The following is a 17320-nucleotide window of genomic DNA, read 5'->3' as shown; positions in this document are numbered from 1 at the left end:
GCGTGACCGTGTCTCAGGTCGGGATGCGTATTCTACGCAATCCGTAGTATTCGTCAAGTGTTTGTTTCAAACTTAATTTCGTTTTCTCAAACCCTTGTGACCGTGAGCGCCTTGCTCCGTGTCAGTGGTGCGCATTATAGGGAGCTCTCGTTTTAGCGCAAGGGCTTTTTGTCGAAATATGTCATTTTAATGCTGTTCGCACAAAATACACGCACAACGCTAGTTTTTAGACCAACTTCTCTTCTATTGGCAGCTCTGGAGCGCCAATACGGGTCACTAGTAGCTGGTCAATCTTATAGTTATCTATATCTACTACTTCAAACTTATAGCCTGCATGTAATACAAAGTCGGTGCGCTTGGGGATCTTGCGCAGCATATACATCATAAAGCCGGCGATAGTCTCGTAGTTCTCATCATTGGGGAACTCATCTATATCGAGTACCCGCATCACGTCTTCGAGTGGGGTCGAACCTTCTACTAACCAAGAGTTAGCGTCGCGCTCTACTATATGGTCTTCCTGAGACTGCACCAGCTCACCCATGACTATGCTCATTACGTCTTTTAAGGTAATGATACCTACTACCATGGCGTACTCATTCATGATGATGGCGAAGTCTTCGCCGGCAGTCTTGAAATGCGCCAACACTTCATACATAGATAAGGTGTCGGGAATGATCAGCGGCGTACGTATGATGCCTTCTTTCTTTAGTGACAGAGGTTGTTCGTGTAACACCTGCATGAGTATGTCGCGCGAGTCCACATAGCCGATGACTTTATCTAGGCTATCTTCACAAACCAGAAACTTGGCGTGCGGGTGTTCGGCTATCTTGTCTTTAATACTGTCTTGGCTTTCGGCTAGTGTGAAATAAATCAGACTCTCGCGGCCTGTCATAGCAGAAGTCACAGTACGCGACTCCATATCAAACACGTTTTCAATCAGGTGATGTTCTTGTTCTTGTAGCACGCCAGCCTGAGCGCCCGCATCCATCATGGCGATAATGTCTTCTGGAGTGATTTCGTCCTTACGCATGGTAGGTACGTTAAACAGACGGAAGAATAAGTTTGCCAAGCCATTGAAGAACCAAACTAAGGGTCGCAGCACCATCAGAAAGATAGCCATGGGGCGTACTACAGAAACGGCAATACGCTCTGGCGCTATCATGGCTAGGCGTTTCGGTATCAGGTCGGCAAACAAGATGAACAGCGAGGTAACCACAAAAAACGACATGAAGAAGCCCGTTTTTTCAATCCAGGCTCCCACAAAGAAGGTTTTCAACAATTCGGTTAGAAAGGGCGTAAACGCCGCTTCGCCTAGGATACCACCCAGAATGGCAACCGCATTTAAGCCGATTTGCACCACTGTAAAGAAATTACCCGGCTGCTCTTGTAGCAAGAGTACTTTGGCGGCATTGATGTCACCATCGCTGGCCATCATCCGCAGTTTAATCTTACGTGATGCGGCCAGTGCAATTTCTGATACAGAAAAGAAAGAGCTAATCGCGACGAGTAGCACTAACACCAGAAGGTTCTCAAAAAGAGTCATAACAAGATACACCGATAAGAGTAAAGAAAACGCCTGTCATACAAGCAGTTCAAGGTATCATTATGTAGACTATTTCACAGTAGCTAAATACTTGTTTCAGTGCATGGCTAACCTGATTAATCAAAAACGTAGAAAACGTAGAAAAAATTATCACTATATAGCTCGAGCTAGACATAGGATCATTTGATTTTGGAACACTTTTTTGCTGCTTTAACTGCATAACGAATAACTGGATAACTGGATAACTGGATAACTAAGTATGTTCACTAAAAATCTGAAGCTAGCTTGGCTGTGTCTCTTGCTGCTGCCCAGTACCCTACAGGCAAACAATTTAGAATATTGGTCACAACAGGATTATCTAGCACTTTTTCCTGAGCAGAAGCCGCTAGTGCAACGTTTTGCTAGTAAGGTCCGCAATCCTGCAGTGCCGCTACAACAGCCCTTAGCTAACACTGTGCGTATCGTCATGCTCACGCCTGATCAGCAGGTCTCAGATTATTGGTCACGTAACCAAACAAGCTTAGGCAAAAGATTAGTCGAGTTAGGGGTGCCATTTAGTTTACAAAATTATCCATCTTTACCCTCAACTACCGACAGAGAGCAAGAGCAACAATTGGCAGACGCCTTGCTAAGTGATCCTGACTATTTAGTTTTAACACTGAACTCTCCACGCCATACAGTATTGCTTAATAAGCTAATGACGCGTGATCGACCAAAAATAATTTTAATGAACATTACGACGCCGCTAAAAGACTTAAAAAACAGACAACCTTTTCTGTATGTAGGCTTTGATCATCAAGCTGGCACTCGTTTATTAAATGAAAAGATAAAAAAAATAACTAATAGCCAAGCTAATTATTTGATGTTATATGGCACTCGAGGTTATATTAGCACCGCTCGTGGAGACGAGTTCATCCAGTTAAACATCAATGAGCCAGACATGAACCTAGGCCAAGCCTTTTATACGGATGTGAATCCTGAAAAAGCCAAGCAAGCCGTGCTGCAAACCTTACAGGAAAAACCTAACATCAATCTTATTTATGCTTGCACTACAGATATCGCTTTGGGTGCCGCACAAGCATTAAAAATATTAAATAAAGAAGATAAAATCATTCTTAATGGCTGGGGCGGTGGTAGCGCCGAATTAGACGCCATAGCAACCGGCGCACTAGATCTTACTGTGATGCGCATGAATGATGATAATGGTGTGGCAATAGCCGAAGCCATTCGTCTCGATCAAGTAGGAAAAACACACCTGATCCCACAAATTTACAGTGGCGATTTTGTCGTCATAGACAAGTACACCTCTAAAGCTGAACTGGAGCGCTTGAAAGATGTTGCTTTCCGCTATTCAAAGTAATCACAAGTATCAGCAAGGTCGCGTTAAATTAACCTTACTTATCTTATTACCGATATTATTCTTACTTACGGCTGTTTTTTTAATCTTGGCATGGCAAGCCACGACCAAAGTGGCCAATGACAGCATAAGCTATCAAATGCAGGAGGCTCAAAATAGAGCCCAAAGTCGCTTAGATAGCTATCTCACCGGCTTAGATAACTTGCTGATTAGCACGGTAGAAAAACCTAAGCTAGCAACCACTCTCGAGAGTGGAGAGAGACTCTCGGCTAAAAAAATATTGCAAGATACGTTGGAGCATAACTACGGTGAATACCTAGACTTATTATTGCTCACACGACAAAACCAATATTGGACCAATATGAATTCGCCCTTGTATTTATTGGGTGAGAATTTAAACGCCACTATTATGGACATACCTTACTTCACTCAATGGTCTAGCATCAAACTAGAGCCTGCGCCAACCTCACTAACTGCCATCATGCAACGCTATCCGATATTATCTAGCGAATCGGGAATGGTTATTGGTAGTTTGTTAGGCGGCATAATATTAAATGACAATTTAACGCTGCTTAATTTACTTGGCCAAGATACTAAACATAAGAGCCTGACACTGTTGTTAGATGGTCGCCCCGTAGGCCCAACCTTTAATGATGCCGACATTTCAGAGACGGTTTTTGATAAAATCATCGCCAGCAACTTGAGTGAAGGTAAAATTGATCAGCATTTCTTTACTCGTCAGCCCTTACTCATCAACGGCGAGAAAAGCCAACTACAATTATTGTTGATTGCCGATGCTAGCATTTCACAACCACTAACTTATGTTTATCTTTATCATCAGTTACTGGCGCTAGTGCTATTTTCATTGGCTGTTGTAGCTTGGTTAATGGTTAGCAATAGAAAAACACATCCTTAATACTCCCCTCCTGATGCCAAGCAAAACGGCAATGATTAGAGAACATCATTTAGATACTCTAATCATTGCTTGACTTGCGGTTCCGTGATCTCGCGTAAATTAAGACCTCTTTATTTAGGCTATACTGGCAGCCTTGACCTGAAAATTAATCTAACTAAATGGGTTAGCTATTTAAGAAGGCCAGCATAATGTCTACTTTAGGCGCACCTCTTTCGACACCAAATCCAGCACCAATGGGCGGCCAAGTTATTAAAATTCGCGGAGGCGTGGTGGACGTGCGCTTTGTAGAAGCGACACCGCAGATCAATGAGCTGCTCTATGCAGGCGATAACGCTAACAGTCTGATCCCAATGGAAGTCGCGTCCTTATTGGATCAAGGCGTGGTGCGCTGTATGTCATTGAGCAGCGTACAAGGCTTAGGTTTGGGTATGAAGGTGGTGGCCACAGGCGCGCCGATACAAGTGCCGGTGGGGGATGCGGTATTAGGGCGCATGCTTAATGTATTTGGTGAGCCTATCGATAATAAACCCGCCATAGCGGATGCCAAGCGACGTTCAATACACCAAGCGCCGCCGTCACTCGCCGATAGAGTGGTGCACAGCGAAATTCTAGAAACCGGCATTAAGGCCATCGACTTGTTATCGCCCATAGAGCGGGGCGGTAAGACGGGCTTGTTTGGCGGCGCGGGGGTGGGCAAGACGGTGCTGATCACCGAGCTGATTAACAATACGGTGCAGCATTATCAGGGTGTGAGCCTGTTTTGTGGCATAGGTGAGCGTTCACGAGAAGCACAAGAGTTGTACCATGAAATGGGCGAGGCCGGCGTACTCGATAAGACGGTGATGCTGTTTGGCCAAATGAATGAAGCGCCGGGCGTTCGATTTCTGGTCGGTAAGTCAGCACTCACTATGGCGGAGTATTTTCGTGACGTACAACAGCAAGACGTACTCTTGCTAATCGACAACATCTTCCGCTTCGTGCAAGCGGGTTCAGAGGTATCCGGCTTATTAGGCCGCATGCCGTCAAGTGTGGGTTATCAGCCGACTCTGGCCACCGAGTTAGCGTCACTGCAAGAGCGTATTACTTCCACCACTAAGGCAGCCATTACTTCGATTCAGGCGGTGTATGTGCCCGCCGATGACTTTACCGACCCAGCCGCCGCCCATATTTTCTCCCACCTATCTGCCTCCGTGGTGTTATCTCGGAAACGGGCCAGTGAAGGCCTGTATCCGGCGGTCGACCCGTTAGCGTCTGCCTCGGTCATGCTCACGCCGGCCGTGGTTGGTCAGCGCCATTACGATATTGCTCGAGCCGTACGCCGTACCTTGGCGGAATACGAAGTGCTGCGCGATATTATCGCCATGCTGGGCATGGAAGAGTTATCCGCTCATGACAGAGCCGTGGTGGCTAGGGCGCGCCGCTTAGAGCGCTTCTTAACGCAACCTTTCTTTACTACCGGCTCTTTTACCGGCAGCGGCGGCAAACGGGTGTCGATTAGCGATACCTTAATCGGCTGTGAAACTATCCTTAGCCAAGACACGTTCGACGATAATGAAATGGACTACTACATGATAGGTTCATTGGCCGACTTGCAACCGACTGCGGCGGCGCAAGAGGCGACGGCATGAGTCAGCAAAGCGATCTGGATAGAAAACAGTTGCTGCAGGTAGAGCTGCGCCTGCCGACGCGCACTTTATTCTCGGGCACCGCCATTAAGGTGTTTGCTATCGCCGCCAATGGTGCCTTTACGCTGTTAGTTAATCATACCGACTTTGTCACCGCCTTGGTGCCATCGGTCTTGATAGTGACGGACGAGGCGGGCGCGGAACATTTTTTTGCGGTCGATGAGGGCATCTTAGTGAAACAAGACCATTACGTGCGCATCGCGATTCAACGTGGATTACAAGGCGAATCACTAGCAGCCATCAACGATTTAGTGAGTACCCACTTTCTTGCAGTCGATGACGATGAGCGGGTGGCGCGTTCGGCCTTATCACGCTTAGAGGCCAATATAGTGCGCCGCTTTGGTGACTTGCGAAAACCCTCCTTATGAAAGAAGCATTCATGATGAACCAAGCTAAAAAAGAACCCGATAAAGCCGCTGAGGCCATGCGTCGCAGCGCCCAGCGCATCAAGCATGCACGCAGCACTAAGCACTTAAGCCCATTACGCGGCTTTGGCAGCTTCGGCATTATTGGCTGGTCGGTTGCCGTGCCCACCGTGGGCGGCGCCTTCTTAGGTGTGTGGCTGGATAAGGTAGCGCCCCAGTCTTTTTCTTGGCCGATGGCGCTTATTCTAGGCGGGCTGGTGATGGGCATCATAATTGCCTGGGGCTGGATTAATAAAGAAGACCACGACCAATATAAGGACCAACCATGAGCAGCCTTGATTGGCCCGCACTCTTGTTAGGGCTGCTGCTGGGCTTGGCCATCAATAGCCTGTTTTTTTGGGGGCTAAATTTTGGGATCCAACGCGCGCTGGACGCTCAAAACCCGGCCGGCATCTTATTGGTGAGCTTTCTGCTGCGCATGGCGCTGTTACTGGGTATAGGCTTTGCGCTGGCGGCATTGAGCGCCAGCTTATGGCCGCTGATCGGCTATGTGTTGACCTTTTTTGTGGTGCGTTGGCAGGCGATACGTCGCGCTCGCGTAACGGCAGCCGTGCGGTAAGCTGTAAGTTAAAAACAAGCTCAAAGACTCAAGACTATTTGCAACGGAACCCACGGAAGAACACGGAAAAATAGTGATCAGATCTGACAAAGCTAAGATAAAAACTTAATGGATAAGGGCTAAACACCCGTTCATCAGCAGGCAGCCCTTACCATTAAAAGCTCTTATCCCTGTCACTTTTCGCACGTGAACTTTTCCGTGGATTCCGTGGCAAAAATAGCTCTTATTCTTGTTCTGGATCTTAATCTTTAGTGGGTAAGGAAACATTTATGAGAAGGAAAGCGTCATGCAGATGACACCGGATGAAACCATTGTGTTCACCTTAGGCAGTTGGCCGGTCAATGCCACGCTCGTTAATACTTGGCTGGTGATGGCGGTGTTAGTGCTCGCTTCTTGGTTGGTAACCCGCAATCTGCGCCCCGATGTGCCGCCCAATCGCTGGCGTACTTTGCTGGAGGTGATCGTTAAAAGCATTCAAGGGCAGATAGAAGAAATCAGCTTAAAGTCGGCGCGGCACGTATTATATTTTGCCGGCAGCTTATTTTTGTTTATCGCCGCGTCTAACTTATTGACGGTAGTGCCCGGCTTCAAGCCGCCGACCTCGTCTTTATCCACCACTATGGCGTTATCGCTGTCTGTGCTGTTGGCGGTACCGCTATTTAGTATTGCCAGCAATGGTGCAAAACATTATCTGAAAACCTTTATTCAGCCGTCTATCGTGATGCTGCCGTTTAACATTATCGGCGAATTTTCCCGCGGTATTTCACTGGCGGTACGCCTCTACGGCAATGTGATGAGTGGCGCCGTGATCGCGGGCATCTTGCTCAGCGTAGCGCCATTCTTCTTTCCGGTATTGATGGACATGCTGGGCTTATTAACCGGCCTAATTCAGGCGTATATTTTCGCCATTCTGGCCACCGTTTATATTGCAGCTGCAACTGAAGAATTATCTAAACCTCACCAACAGGATCCCTTATGACTGATATCGCCATGATTGCCATTGCTTGTGTTTCTATCTTTACCGCCGGTATTACGGTGGCCATCGGCTCCATTGGCCCGGCATTGGGCGAAGGACGAGCGGCGGCCTCTGCTATTTCCGCCATCGCCCAGCAGCCCGATGCCGCACCCACCTTATCGCGCACCTTGTTTGTGAGCTTGGCGATGATTGAGTCAACGTCCATCTACTGCTTCGTGGTAGCCATGATCTTGATTTTTGCCAACCCATTTTGGGAAGCGGTGCGCGTCACCACAGGCGGTTAATTCTTTCATTGATAAGGGTAAAGCATGTCCATTGACTGGATTACCGTGTTGGCGCAGATGGCTAACTTCTTATTGCTGGTCTGGCTGTTAAAGCGCTTTCTCTATCGGCCTATTCTCGATGGCATAGATGCCCGAGAAACTGAGATTGCCACGCGCATGGCACAAGCCGGCATTGCCGAGCAGCAAGCGCAGACCGAAGCCGCGCGTTATAAAGCCCAGCAGGCACAGCTGCATGAACGCCAACAGCTTTTAGTGACCGATGCGCTCAATAACACCAAGGCACAAAGAGATGCGTTATTGAGTGAGGCGCGCACTCAACTCGAGCAAGAACAACAAGCTTGGCAGCGTTATTTAAGCACCGAGCGAGAAAAGTTTAACCAACAGCTGCAGCGCAACGGCGAGCAAGCCTTGTTAACGCTCACCCGCAAGGCCTTACATGACTTAGCAGATGAAAGTTTAGAAGCCGCCATAGTCAGCCATGTGGGGAAACGGCTGGCACCATTGGCAACCGAGCTAATGGCCGCTGCCGGAGAAACAAACATAGCAGTGGCCAGCACCCGCAAGCCTTTAGCAAATCGTGAGCAAGAACAACTAAGGGCCTGTCTCAGCCACTTATTACCAAAACTGACTCTGAGCTTTGTGACCCATGCCGAGCAAGCGCCCGGCTTGATCTTGCAGGTGGGCGGGGCGCAAGTGGCCTGGACCATTGATAGCTATGCGGATGAGCTGACAGCCCTTTTAGGTCAGCATAATGAATTAACGAAACGCCATGAATAATTCTTCCATTAATAACTTAGCTGACTCCTTGCCTAGCCACGTATCTAGCAACTTATTTAGCGAAGATCAGGATACGCAGTTTGAACACTGGCTCGCAGGCTTGGCTCAGGTGCCTACACCTGAGCCTGTGCTCACCGAAGTCGGCAAGGTGAGTGAGGTGGCCGATGGTATCGCCATCGTCTCTGGGCTGGCGCGCGCACTGGCCGATGAATTATTGGTGTTTGACTGTGGCGTGCTGGGCATAGTGCTGGATTTAGAACCCGATCGCTTAGGGGTGATCTTATTAGGCCCGTCTGAAAAAATTCGCTTAGATGAACCGGTACGCCGCACCCGCAAGGTAGTGAGTGTGCCGGTGGGCCGCGCCTTATTGGGTCGAGTGGTGGATGCCATGGGCCGCCCTAAAGATAACTTAGGCACCATTGCCTGCTCAGTAACACAACCCATTGAAGCCCCAGCACCGGGTATTTTAAATCGCTCGGCCATAGCACGACCCTTGGCTACCGGGATTACCGCTATCGATGCAGCCATTCCGGTAGGGCTAGGCCAGCGCCAGCTGATTATCGGTGACCGGCAAACCGGTAAAACCTCGCTGGCGGTAGACGCCATTCTCAATCAGGCCAATACCGAGGTGGTCTGTATTTATTGCGCCATCGGCCAACGCGGTGATGCGGTGGCGCGCGTGATCCGTGCCATAGAGCAGGGCAATATGCTGGCTCGTTGTGTGATCATGGCCGCCGGTGATGAAGAAGCGCCGGGGTTGGCCTATATAGCGCCCTATGCCGCCATGACAATGGCCGAGCATTTTTGTGCGCAAGGCACAGATGTGCTGCTTATCTTCGATGATATGACCCACCATGCACGCGCTTATCGCGAGTTATCGTTACTGCTGAAACGCCCGCCGGGTCGTGAAGCCTTTCCCGGTGATATTTTCTATGTGCATGCCCGTTTGCTAGAGCGAGCGGGGCAGTTTATTAAAGAGACGGGCGGTGGCTCCATTACCGCGCTGCCGGTAGTGGAAACTCAGGCCGAAAACTTGTCGGCTTATATTCCTACTAATCTAATTTCCATTACCGATGGTCAAATTTATCTGTCGCCACGCTTGGTGCGTAAAAATCAGTTTCCGGCGGTGGACTTAGGCTTGTCGGTATCGCGAGTCGGCGGCAAAGCCCAAGGGCCTGCACTTAGAGCCGTGGCCGGTAACTTGCGTGTGACGCTGTCGCAGTTCGAAGAGTTAGAAGACTTTGCCCGCTTTGGTACCCGCCTAGATGACGCCACTAAGGCGCGCTTAACCCGAGGCGTTGCGGTGCGTAATGCGCTGCGCCAAGCTGAGCGAAAGCCACAGTCGGTGTTGGAACAATTGGCGGTGTTGATTGCGGCCATGGCAGGTGTGTTTGATGCGCTCAGTGAAACCGCCACCAGCCAAGCCATACAAGCCCTACGCTTGGCGGTAGCACACGCATTGCCCGAGATAGTCCAGCACCTTAAACAGCAGCAAGCGCTAACCGATGCCCATCAGCAAGCCATCATAGCCTTGGCCCATCGGGTGGTCGCATCTGCAGCTAACAATGCTGCTGCCCACCATGCCGCCGTTAATAATGCCGTCGTTAACAATGCCTCCGTTAACAATAGAGGTGAATAATGGCGCAGACGCTGGAGTTTCTAAACCGCCAACAAGCGACACTAACCAGTATTCGCTCCATTGTGCACACCATGAAGACGCTGTCGGCGATTAATGCCAATCCCTACGAGCAAGCGGCAGAAGCCATCTCTGAATATCGGCAAACTTTACTACAAGGCTTTGCCGCCTTCGCCTATCGCACCGGCCCTTTAAAGGCCGGCCTTTTGCAGACAGAATCGTCGAAAGCTCGCCAGAAAATGTTGGTGGTGTTTGGCTCTGATCACGGTTTATGTGGTAGCTACAATGAATTGCTGGCGCAGCAAGTATTTGAATATGCAGCTAAACCACAAAATAAGCCGCTGAGCTTGCTGTGTGTGGGCGCACAAATGAGCGATGCCTTGTTAGCGCTGGGGTTAACGCCAGAAGTGGTGTTGATGCCACCAGCCTCCGCCGAGGGCATAGGTAGATTGGCCACCGAGCTGGTGACCTATATCGAAGCGTTTAGTCAGCATCAGGGCTTACATAACTTCACCGTTAATAACACTGCGATCAGCTTGGCTTTCACCCAAAGAGCCGAGCATCATGTACGCGACCCACACATTCAGCCTTTATTACCGCTGGACCCAAGCTTATTAGCGCGACCCAAGCGCTGGGACTCACGCTCACTGCCAGATTACAGCTTAGCGCCCGATATCTTATTGTCGGCGCTGCTGCGCAATTACTTGTTTGCCAGCCTCTTTAGCGCCGCCGCCGAAGCCATGGTGACCGAAAATGCCGCGCGCTTGGCATTAATGCAGCAAGCCGAGCAGTCGGTGGACGAACGCTTAGAAGAAGTAAGAGGAGAGGTAAACTATGTGCGCCAAACCGACATCACCAATGAATTGATGGATGTGATTATTGGGCATTTAGAATAGCCGGCATTCAAGCCGGCTATTAAAACTTACTTATTCAAGCCCTTACTCAACCGTCACCGACTTGGCTAGGTTTCTGGGTTGATCCACATCTGTGCCTTTGATGAGCGCCACATAGTAAGACAGCAACTGCAGCGGCAAGGTATAGACGATGGGCGCGATAGCGGCGGGCACGTGCGGCACCTGGATAACCTTCATATTGGCGGCGCTATTAAAGTCGGCTTCTTGATCGGCAAACACGTACAAGAGTCCGCCGCGAGCACGCACTTCTTCAACGTTCGATTTCAGTTTTTCCAACAAGTCATTATTCGGCGCTACTACGATAATTGGCATCTCGGCGTCAATCAGCGCCAGCGGTCCGTGTTTTAATTCACCGGCCGCATAGGCTTCGGCATGAATATAAGAAATCTCTTTCAGCTTAAGCGCGCCTTCCATGGCAATCGGATACTGCTCGCCACGGCCGAGAAATAAACTGTGCTCTTTCTCGGCGAAGTCTTCCGCCAGCGTTTCTATCTCGCCCGCTAAGCTCAAGGTTTCGGCCAAGTGGCCGGGTAGGGAGCGCAGGGCTTGCACCAGCTCTAATTCGGTCTCGGCACTCATCAAATTGCGGCTACGGCCGATGGCCATCACCAGCATTAACAGCCCTGCCAATTGGGTGGTAAAGGCCTTGGTCGACGCCACGCCGATTTCGGCACCGGCGCGCGTCATAAAGGCTAAATCCGATTCGCGCACCAGTGAGGAGCTGGGCACATTACAAATCGCCAAGCTGCTCATAAAACCGATTTCTTTGGCTACCCGTAAGGCGGCCAGCGTATCTGCGGTTTCGCCACTTTGCGAGAGGGTGACAAGCAAGCTGTTCGGTCTGACCACCGACTTGCGATAGCGAAACTCGGACGCTATTTCTATGTCGCAAGACACACCAGCCAGCGCTTCAAACCAATAACGGGCCACCATGCCGGCATGATAAGAAGTGCCGCAGGCAATTAATTGTATATGCTCAACCTTGGCAAAAATATCCCGAGCGCCATTACCAAACGACTCCACTACTACGCCGCTATCGGTCATGCGACCTTCTAGGGTGTCTGTAATGGCCTTGGGCTGCTCATAAATTTCTTTGAGCATATGATGACGATACTCGCCTTTATCACCGGCATCATGAGTCACATCTGACTCTAACTCGGCACGTTCAACGCGAACACCTTGAGCGTCAAAGATGCGCACCTCACGGCGCGTAACTTCTGCCACGTCACCTTCTTCCAAATACAAGAAGCGACGGGTAACCGGTAATAGCGCCAGCTGATCTGAGGCGATAAAGTTTTCGCCCACGCCAAGCCCAATCACTAACGGCGAGCCGGAGCGCGCTACCACTAGCCGCTCGGGATCACGCGCGTCCATCAGCACGGTACCATAAGCGCCGCGCAGCTCTTTTAATGTGGCTTGCAAGGCGCTAAGCAAAGAGTCTGTATGTTGGCGGTGATAATGCACTAAGTGAGCAATCACTTCGGTGTCTGTGTCTGAGCTAAAGTGATAGCCCTTGGCCTGCAGCTCTGCACGCAGACTTTCGTGATTTTCAATAATGCCGTTATGCACTACTACTATGTCGCCAGACACATGCGGATGGGCATTACGCTGCGATGGCTCGCCATGGGTGGCCCAACGGGTGTGGGCAATGCCTGTGCCACCAGCCAGCGGTTGGGCGTTAAGCGCATCGGCCAAGGCTTGTACCTTACCTAACTCACGGAGGCGATTAAGCTGATAGGTACCGTCTGCCTTGGCTTTAGATCCCACATCGACGATGGCGATACCTGCTGAGTCGTAGCCGCGATATTCTAAGCGACGCAATCCTTCTACTAATATTTCTGCCACATCCCGCTGGGCTACTGCTCCGACTATGCCGCACATACCTTGCTCCTAAATTTTGTTGACGATAATTAAGTTAATGCCTTTTTGCTCAAGCAGCACTTGCTGCTTAGGCAGAATGCCGCCGTCTGTCACTAAGGTGTGGATGGCAGCCCATGGCAGTTCTAGATTGGGGATCTTGCGGCCGATTTTATCGGACTCGACCATCACCACCACTTCGCGGGCCACTTCGGCCATCACCCGCGATAAGCCGGTGAGCTCGTTAAAGGTGGTGGTGCCGCGTGCGAGATCGATACTGTCAGCGCCGATAAATAACTGGTCGAAATCGTAAGAACGTAACACCTGCTCGGCGATTTGGCCTTGAAACGACTCAGAGGCCGCATCCCAAGTGCCGCCCGTCATCAGTAAGGTCGGCTCTGGCTCTAACTCACGCAGCGCATTGGCGATGGCCAAAGAATTAGTCATTACCACTAAGCCCTTTTTCTGGCTCAACTCGCCAAGCAAGGCGGCCGTGGTGCTACCACTGTCGATGATGATACGGTTGTGATCGCGGATAAGCCTAGCGGCGGCTTTGGCGAGCGCTTGTTTTTGTGCAGACACAGGCAACTCAGCTATCAGCTCAACAGGCACGCGCACGGCACCACCATAGCGGCGCAGTAATAAGCCGCTTTGTTCGAGGGCGGTGAGATCTTTACGAACCGTAACTTCGGAAGTGGCAAAGCGCAGGGCCAACTCATCGACTGTGACTTCGCCTTGCTCATGGAGCAAAGTGATGATGGAATGACGCCGCTGCTGAGTATTAGGTTTAGCTAACTGAGGGCTATTAGTGGCAGAGCATGATTTCGACATTAGAGCTTAAGGTTTCGAATCGAAACAAAATACTAGCAGATCGAAAGAAAAGAGATCAAGCAAAAATCGAAGGGCGGCAGCGAGCGGCAATAAAAAACGCGGCTGTGAAATGCACAGCCGCGTCGATTTTACTTCCAGCTTCTAGCTTTCAGCTATTTCTTCGTGGGTCTTGGCCAGTTTTTAATATGACGCTGGGGCACCCGAGTGATCACCAGCTCTTCTGCCGCCACGTCTTTGGTAACGGTTGAGCCCGCACCCAAAGTCGCATTTTTTCCGATGTGCACCGGCGCGACCAGCTGGGTATCTGAGCCCACAAACACGCCATCTTCTATGATGGTCTTAAACTTATTCACACCATCGTAGTTACAGGTAATAGTGCCGGCACCGATATTTACGCCGGCGCCAATCTCGGCGTCACCTAAGTAGCTTAAATGGCCGGCCTTGGAGCCTTTGCCTAAGCGGGTATTCTTGATCTCGACGAAGTTACCTACATGGGCATCTTCGCCTAATACCGCACCCGGGCGCAGGCGAGCAAACGGGCCGGCTGAGCTGGCGCTGCCAAGTTCTGCTTGTTCGATAATGGAGTAGGGCTTAACGACAGCATCATCACCAATCACGCAGTCTTTGAGAATGGCGCCGGCACCTATGTGCACGCGGTTACCCAAGGTGACTTTGCCTTCGATGATCACATTCACATCGATAGTCACTTCTTCACCTACGGTTAACTCGCCGCGTAAGTCGAAGCGCGCCGGATCCAGCAAGGTCACGCCGTCACGCATTAAGCGCTCGGCCTTCATCTTTTGATAAGCACGCTCAAGACCTGCCAGCTGTACCCGATCGTTGGCTCCTTCAACTTCGGCGCTAGAGGCCGGATGCACGGTGGCAATCTCACAGCCGTCAGCATGCGCCATGGCGAAGATATCGGTCAGGTAATATTCGCCCTGCGAGTTATTGTTATTTAAGGCACTCAACCAGCGCTTCAGTAACCCCGCTTGTGCCACCAGCACGCCGGTATTTACTTCATTAATCAACAGCTGTTCGGCATTGGCATCTTTTTGCTCGACTATACCCACTACCTTGCCGAGCTCCTTGCCATGTTCACGCACGATACGGCCATAACCTGTGGGATTAGCCAGCTTCACCGTGAGCAGGCCTACGCCGCCCACCGGCTTAGCGGCCAATAGCGCTTTTAAGGTAGCCGGCTGCAATAAAGGCGTGTCACCATAGAGCACTAATACATCATCAGAATCGGCGATTTCAGGCAGGGCTACCGCCACCGCATGGCCGGTGCCTAATTGCTCAGCTTGATGCACCCAGCTTAACTCTGCAGTGGTGATACGGGCTTTAAGTTGCTCGGCGCCATGGCCATACACTAAATGAATGCCGTCTACCCCGCAGGCTTGAGCTGCCGCTATCACATGGCTCACCATGGGCTGATTGGCCACCGGATGCAGCACCTTGGGTAAAGAAGAACGCATACGGGTGCCTTTACCCGCCGCTAAGATCACAGCCTGTGTTGTCATTGGATTTATTACCTTATGTGAGGCGTAAATAGTGAGGAGTGAGGTGTAAATACTGGGCCTGAAGCTGCAGGTTTTTACCCCTCATGCTTCACACCTCACTCCTTACCGTCTTTACAGCCATTCTGATTTTTTTATAAAAAAAAAGCGACCCTAAGGTCGCTTTTTTACGCACGAGTAACACGCACGTTATCTTTTCAGCAACTGCAACACGCGCAGTTTTGCCATAGCGCGAGCCAGATCGGCGGCAGCTTCGGCATAGTTAACATCATGAGATGAACTGTGCAACTTAGCTTCTGCCGTTCGTTTGGCTTCTTCAGCCTTGGCTAGATCCAGATCTTCGGCGCGAATAGCTGTGTCGGCTAATACCATGACACGGCTGTTCTGCACTTCCAGCATACCGCCAGAGATATACAGAACTTCTTGTTGACCAGACGCAGTGACGTATTGCACTAAGCCTGGACGAATCGATGTCAACAAGGGGGCATGTCCGTAACGGATCCCCAATTCACCCTCAGAGCCGGAAACCGTCACCGCTTGCACAATGCCTGAGAACAAACGCTCTTCGGCACTAACAATGTCGAGATGAAAGCTAAAATCGGCCATCAGGTTCTCCTTCGCGGCTTACAGTTTCTTGGCTTTCTCGACGGCTTCGTCGATTGAACCAACCATGTAGAACGCCTGCTCTGGCAGAGAGTCGTAATCACCGTCTAAGATGCCTTTAAAACCACTAATGGTATCTTTCAATGACACGTACTTACCTGATGCACCGGTAAATACTTCTGCCACGAAGAAAGGCTGAGACAGGAAACGCTCGATTTTACGGGCGCGAGATACGGTGCGCTTGTCGTCTTCTGACAGCTCATCCATACCCAGAATTGCAATGATGTCTTTCAGCTCTTTATAACGCTGTAAAACAGTCTGCACGCCACGGGCAACAGAGTAATGCTCTTCACCAACAACCTGTGGATCCAGCTGACGGCTGGTTGAGTCCAGTGGATCAACGGCTGGGTAAATACCCAAAGCAGCAATCTGACGGCTCAATACTACAGTCGCATCTAAGTGAGCGAAGGTAGTAGCAGGTGACGGATCCGTCAAGTCATCTGCAGGTACGTATACCGCCTGCACAGACGTGATAGAACCTGTCTTGGTTGAAGTGATACGCTCTTGCAGCACACCCATCTCTTCAGCCAGTGTTGGCTGATAACCTACTGCTGATGGCATACGGCCCAACAGTGCAGATACTTCAGTACCGGCCAAGGTGTAACGATAGATGTTATCTACGAAGAACAGTACGTCACGGCCTTCATCACGGAATTTTTCCGCCATGGTCAGACCGGTCAGTGCTACGCGCAAACGGTTGCCTGGTGGCTCGTTCATCTGACCATAAACCAACGATACCTTATCGATAACGTTAGAATCAGTCATCTCGTGATAGAAGTCGTTACCTTCACGAGTACGCTCACCAACACCGGCGAATACAGAATAACCACTGTGCTCGATGGCGATGTTACGGATCAGTTCCATCATGTTTACGGTTTTGCCTACACCGGCACCACCGAACAGACCTACTTTACCGCCTTTGGCGAACGGACAAACCAAGTCGATTACTTTGATACCTGTCTCTAACAACTCAGAGCTGTTTGACTGCTCTTCGTAGCTAGGAGCAGAACGGTGGATAGACCAACGCTCTTCTTCGCCAATCGGACCTTTTTCATCGATAGGGTTACCCAGCACGTCCATGATACGACCCAAAGTCGAAACACCTACTGGTACTTTGATTGGGTTGTTGGTGCGCTCGATTTCTAACCCACGGCGTAAGCCATCGGAAGAACCCATGACGATACAACGTACAACGCCACCGCCAATTTGCTGCTGCACTTCCAGAACTATGCCCTGGCTTTGGCCTTCTGTCGTGATCTTCAGCGCTTCATATACGCGAGGAACCGCATCTTGCGGAAATTCAACGTCTACTACGGCACCGATGATTTGGACTATGATACCCTTACTCATGTCAAATCCTCTAAACCTTTGAATACC

Annotated in this window: 17 protein-coding genes; 11 read left to right on the top strand and 6 right to left on the bottom strand. The window is 50.3% G+C overall.

Annotated features, from left to right (window positions below):
* Positions 1-226: 226 nt before the first annotated feature.
* On the bottom strand, positions 227-1543 hold the full coding sequence (locus ACEN2G_RS12665) for a hemolysin family protein (protein WP_442022082.1): 1317 nt from the start codon (positions 1541-1543) through the stop codon (positions 227-229).
* Positions 1544-1802: 259 nt separating this feature from the next.
* Between ACEN2G_RS12665 and ACEN2G_RS12660 the strand changes: the two genes are divergently transcribed.
* The 11 genes from ACEN2G_RS12660 (at position 1803) to ACEN2G_RS12610 (ending at position 11054) form a co-directional block, all read left to right on the top strand.
* Positions 1803-2903, top strand: a complete 1101-nt coding sequence (locus tag ACEN2G_RS12660) for a substrate-binding domain-containing protein (RefSeq protein ID WP_442022080.1) — start codon at positions 1803-1805, stop codon at positions 2901-2903.
* Complete coding sequence (locus ACEN2G_RS12655) at positions 2878-3816, top strand: LuxQ periplasmic sensor domain-containing protein (RefSeq protein WP_442022078.1); 939 nt, start codon at positions 2878-2880, stop codon at positions 3814-3816. The genes ACEN2G_RS12660 and ACEN2G_RS12655 overlap by 26 nt, the downstream gene beginning before the upstream one ends.
* 233 nt (positions 3817-4049) lie before the next feature.
* On the top strand, positions 4050-5444 hold the full coding sequence (gene atpD / locus ACEN2G_RS12650; protein ID WP_442022086.1) for a F0F1 ATP synthase subunit beta: 1395 nt from the start codon (positions 4050-4052) through the stop codon (positions 5442-5444).
* Complete coding sequence (locus ACEN2G_RS12645) at positions 5441-5869, top strand: F0F1 ATP synthase subunit epsilon (protein WP_442022076.1); 429 nt, start codon at positions 5441-5443, stop codon at positions 5867-5869. The genes atpD (ACEN2G_RS12650) and ACEN2G_RS12645 overlap by 4 nt, the downstream gene beginning before the upstream one ends.
* Before the next feature lie 11 nt (positions 5870-5880).
* A complete protein-coding gene (locus ACEN2G_RS12640; protein WP_442022074.1) occupies positions 5881-6195 on the top strand; it encodes an AtpZ/AtpI family protein in 315 nt (104 codons plus the stop codon).
* A complete protein-coding gene (locus ACEN2G_RS12635; RefSeq protein WP_442022072.1) occupies positions 6192-6485 on the top strand; it encodes an N-ATPase subunit AtpR in 294 nt (97 codons plus the stop codon). The genes ACEN2G_RS12640 and ACEN2G_RS12635 overlap by 4 nt, the downstream gene beginning before the upstream one ends.
* Before the next feature lie 286 nt (positions 6486-6771).
* On the top strand, positions 6772-7464 hold the full coding sequence (locus tag ACEN2G_RS12630) for a F0F1 ATP synthase subunit A (protein WP_442022070.1): 693 nt from the start codon (positions 6772-6774) through the stop codon (positions 7462-7464).
* Entirely contained in the window at positions 7461-7745 is a 285-nt protein-coding gene (locus ACEN2G_RS12625; RefSeq protein WP_442022068.1) for a F0F1 ATP synthase subunit C, read from the top strand. The genes ACEN2G_RS12630 and ACEN2G_RS12625 overlap by 4 nt, the downstream gene beginning before the upstream one ends.
* A gap of 24 nt (positions 7746-7769) precedes the next feature.
* Positions 7770-8522, top strand: a complete 753-nt coding sequence (locus tag ACEN2G_RS12620) for a F0F1 ATP synthase subunit B family protein (protein ID WP_442022066.1) — start codon at positions 7770-7772, stop codon at positions 8520-8522.
* A complete protein-coding gene (locus tag ACEN2G_RS12615) occupies positions 8515-10161 on the top strand; it encodes a F0F1 ATP synthase subunit alpha (protein ID WP_442022064.1) in 1647 nt (548 codons plus the stop codon). The genes ACEN2G_RS12620 and ACEN2G_RS12615 overlap by 8 nt, the downstream gene beginning before the upstream one ends.
* Positions 10161-11054, top strand: a complete 894-nt coding sequence (locus ACEN2G_RS12610; RefSeq protein WP_442022062.1) for a F0F1 ATP synthase subunit gamma — start codon at positions 10161-10163, stop codon at positions 11052-11054. The genes ACEN2G_RS12615 and ACEN2G_RS12610 overlap by 1 nt, the downstream gene beginning before the upstream one ends.
* Positions 11055-11096: 42 nt before the next feature.
* On the opposite strand, the gene glmS is transcribed toward ACEN2G_RS12610, so the two are convergent.
* From glmS to atpD (ACEN2G_RS12585), 5 genes are all read right to left on the bottom strand, one after another.
* Complete coding sequence (glmS, locus tag ACEN2G_RS12605) at positions 11097-12953, bottom strand: glutamine--fructose-6-phosphate transaminase (isomerizing) (RefSeq protein WP_442022060.1); 1857 nt, start codon at positions 12951-12953, stop codon at positions 11097-11099.
* Positions 12954-12962: 9 nt separating this feature from the next.
* Positions 12963-13760, bottom strand: a complete 798-nt coding sequence (locus ACEN2G_RS12600; RefSeq protein ID WP_442022058.1) for a DeoR/GlpR family DNA-binding transcription regulator — start codon at positions 13758-13760, stop codon at positions 12963-12965.
* A 152-nt stretch (positions 13761-13912) separates the two neighbouring features.
* Positions 13913-15283, bottom strand: coding sequence for a bifunctional UDP-N-acetylglucosamine diphosphorylase/glucosamine-1-phosphate N-acetyltransferase GlmU (gene glmU, locus ACEN2G_RS12595; protein ID WP_442022056.1), 1371 nt, complete (start codon positions 15281-15283; stop codon positions 13913-13915).
* A gap of 186 nt (positions 15284-15469) precedes the next feature.
* Complete coding sequence (locus tag ACEN2G_RS12590) at positions 15470-15886, bottom strand: F0F1 ATP synthase subunit epsilon (protein ID WP_442022054.1); 417 nt, start codon at positions 15884-15886, stop codon at positions 15470-15472.
* Positions 15887-15904: 18 nt separating this feature from the next.
* Positions 15905-17293 carry a F0F1 ATP synthase subunit beta gene (gene atpD, locus ACEN2G_RS12585; protein ID WP_442022052.1) on the bottom strand — a complete coding sequence of 463 codons (1389 nt, stop codon included), beginning with the start codon at positions 17291-17293 and terminating at the stop codon, positions 15905-15907.
* Positions 17294-17320: the final 27 nt, after the last annotated feature.

The sequence above is a fragment of the Oceanisphaera sp. W20_SRM_FM3 genome (assembly GCF_052119705.1).
In the GTDB taxonomy this organism is placed as follows: Bacteria; Pseudomonadota; Gammaproteobacteria; order Enterobacterales; family Aeromonadaceae; genus Oceanimonas.
Note: the sequence above shows the minus strand (reverse complement) of the source record. Positions and strands in the feature narration are given on the sequence as shown.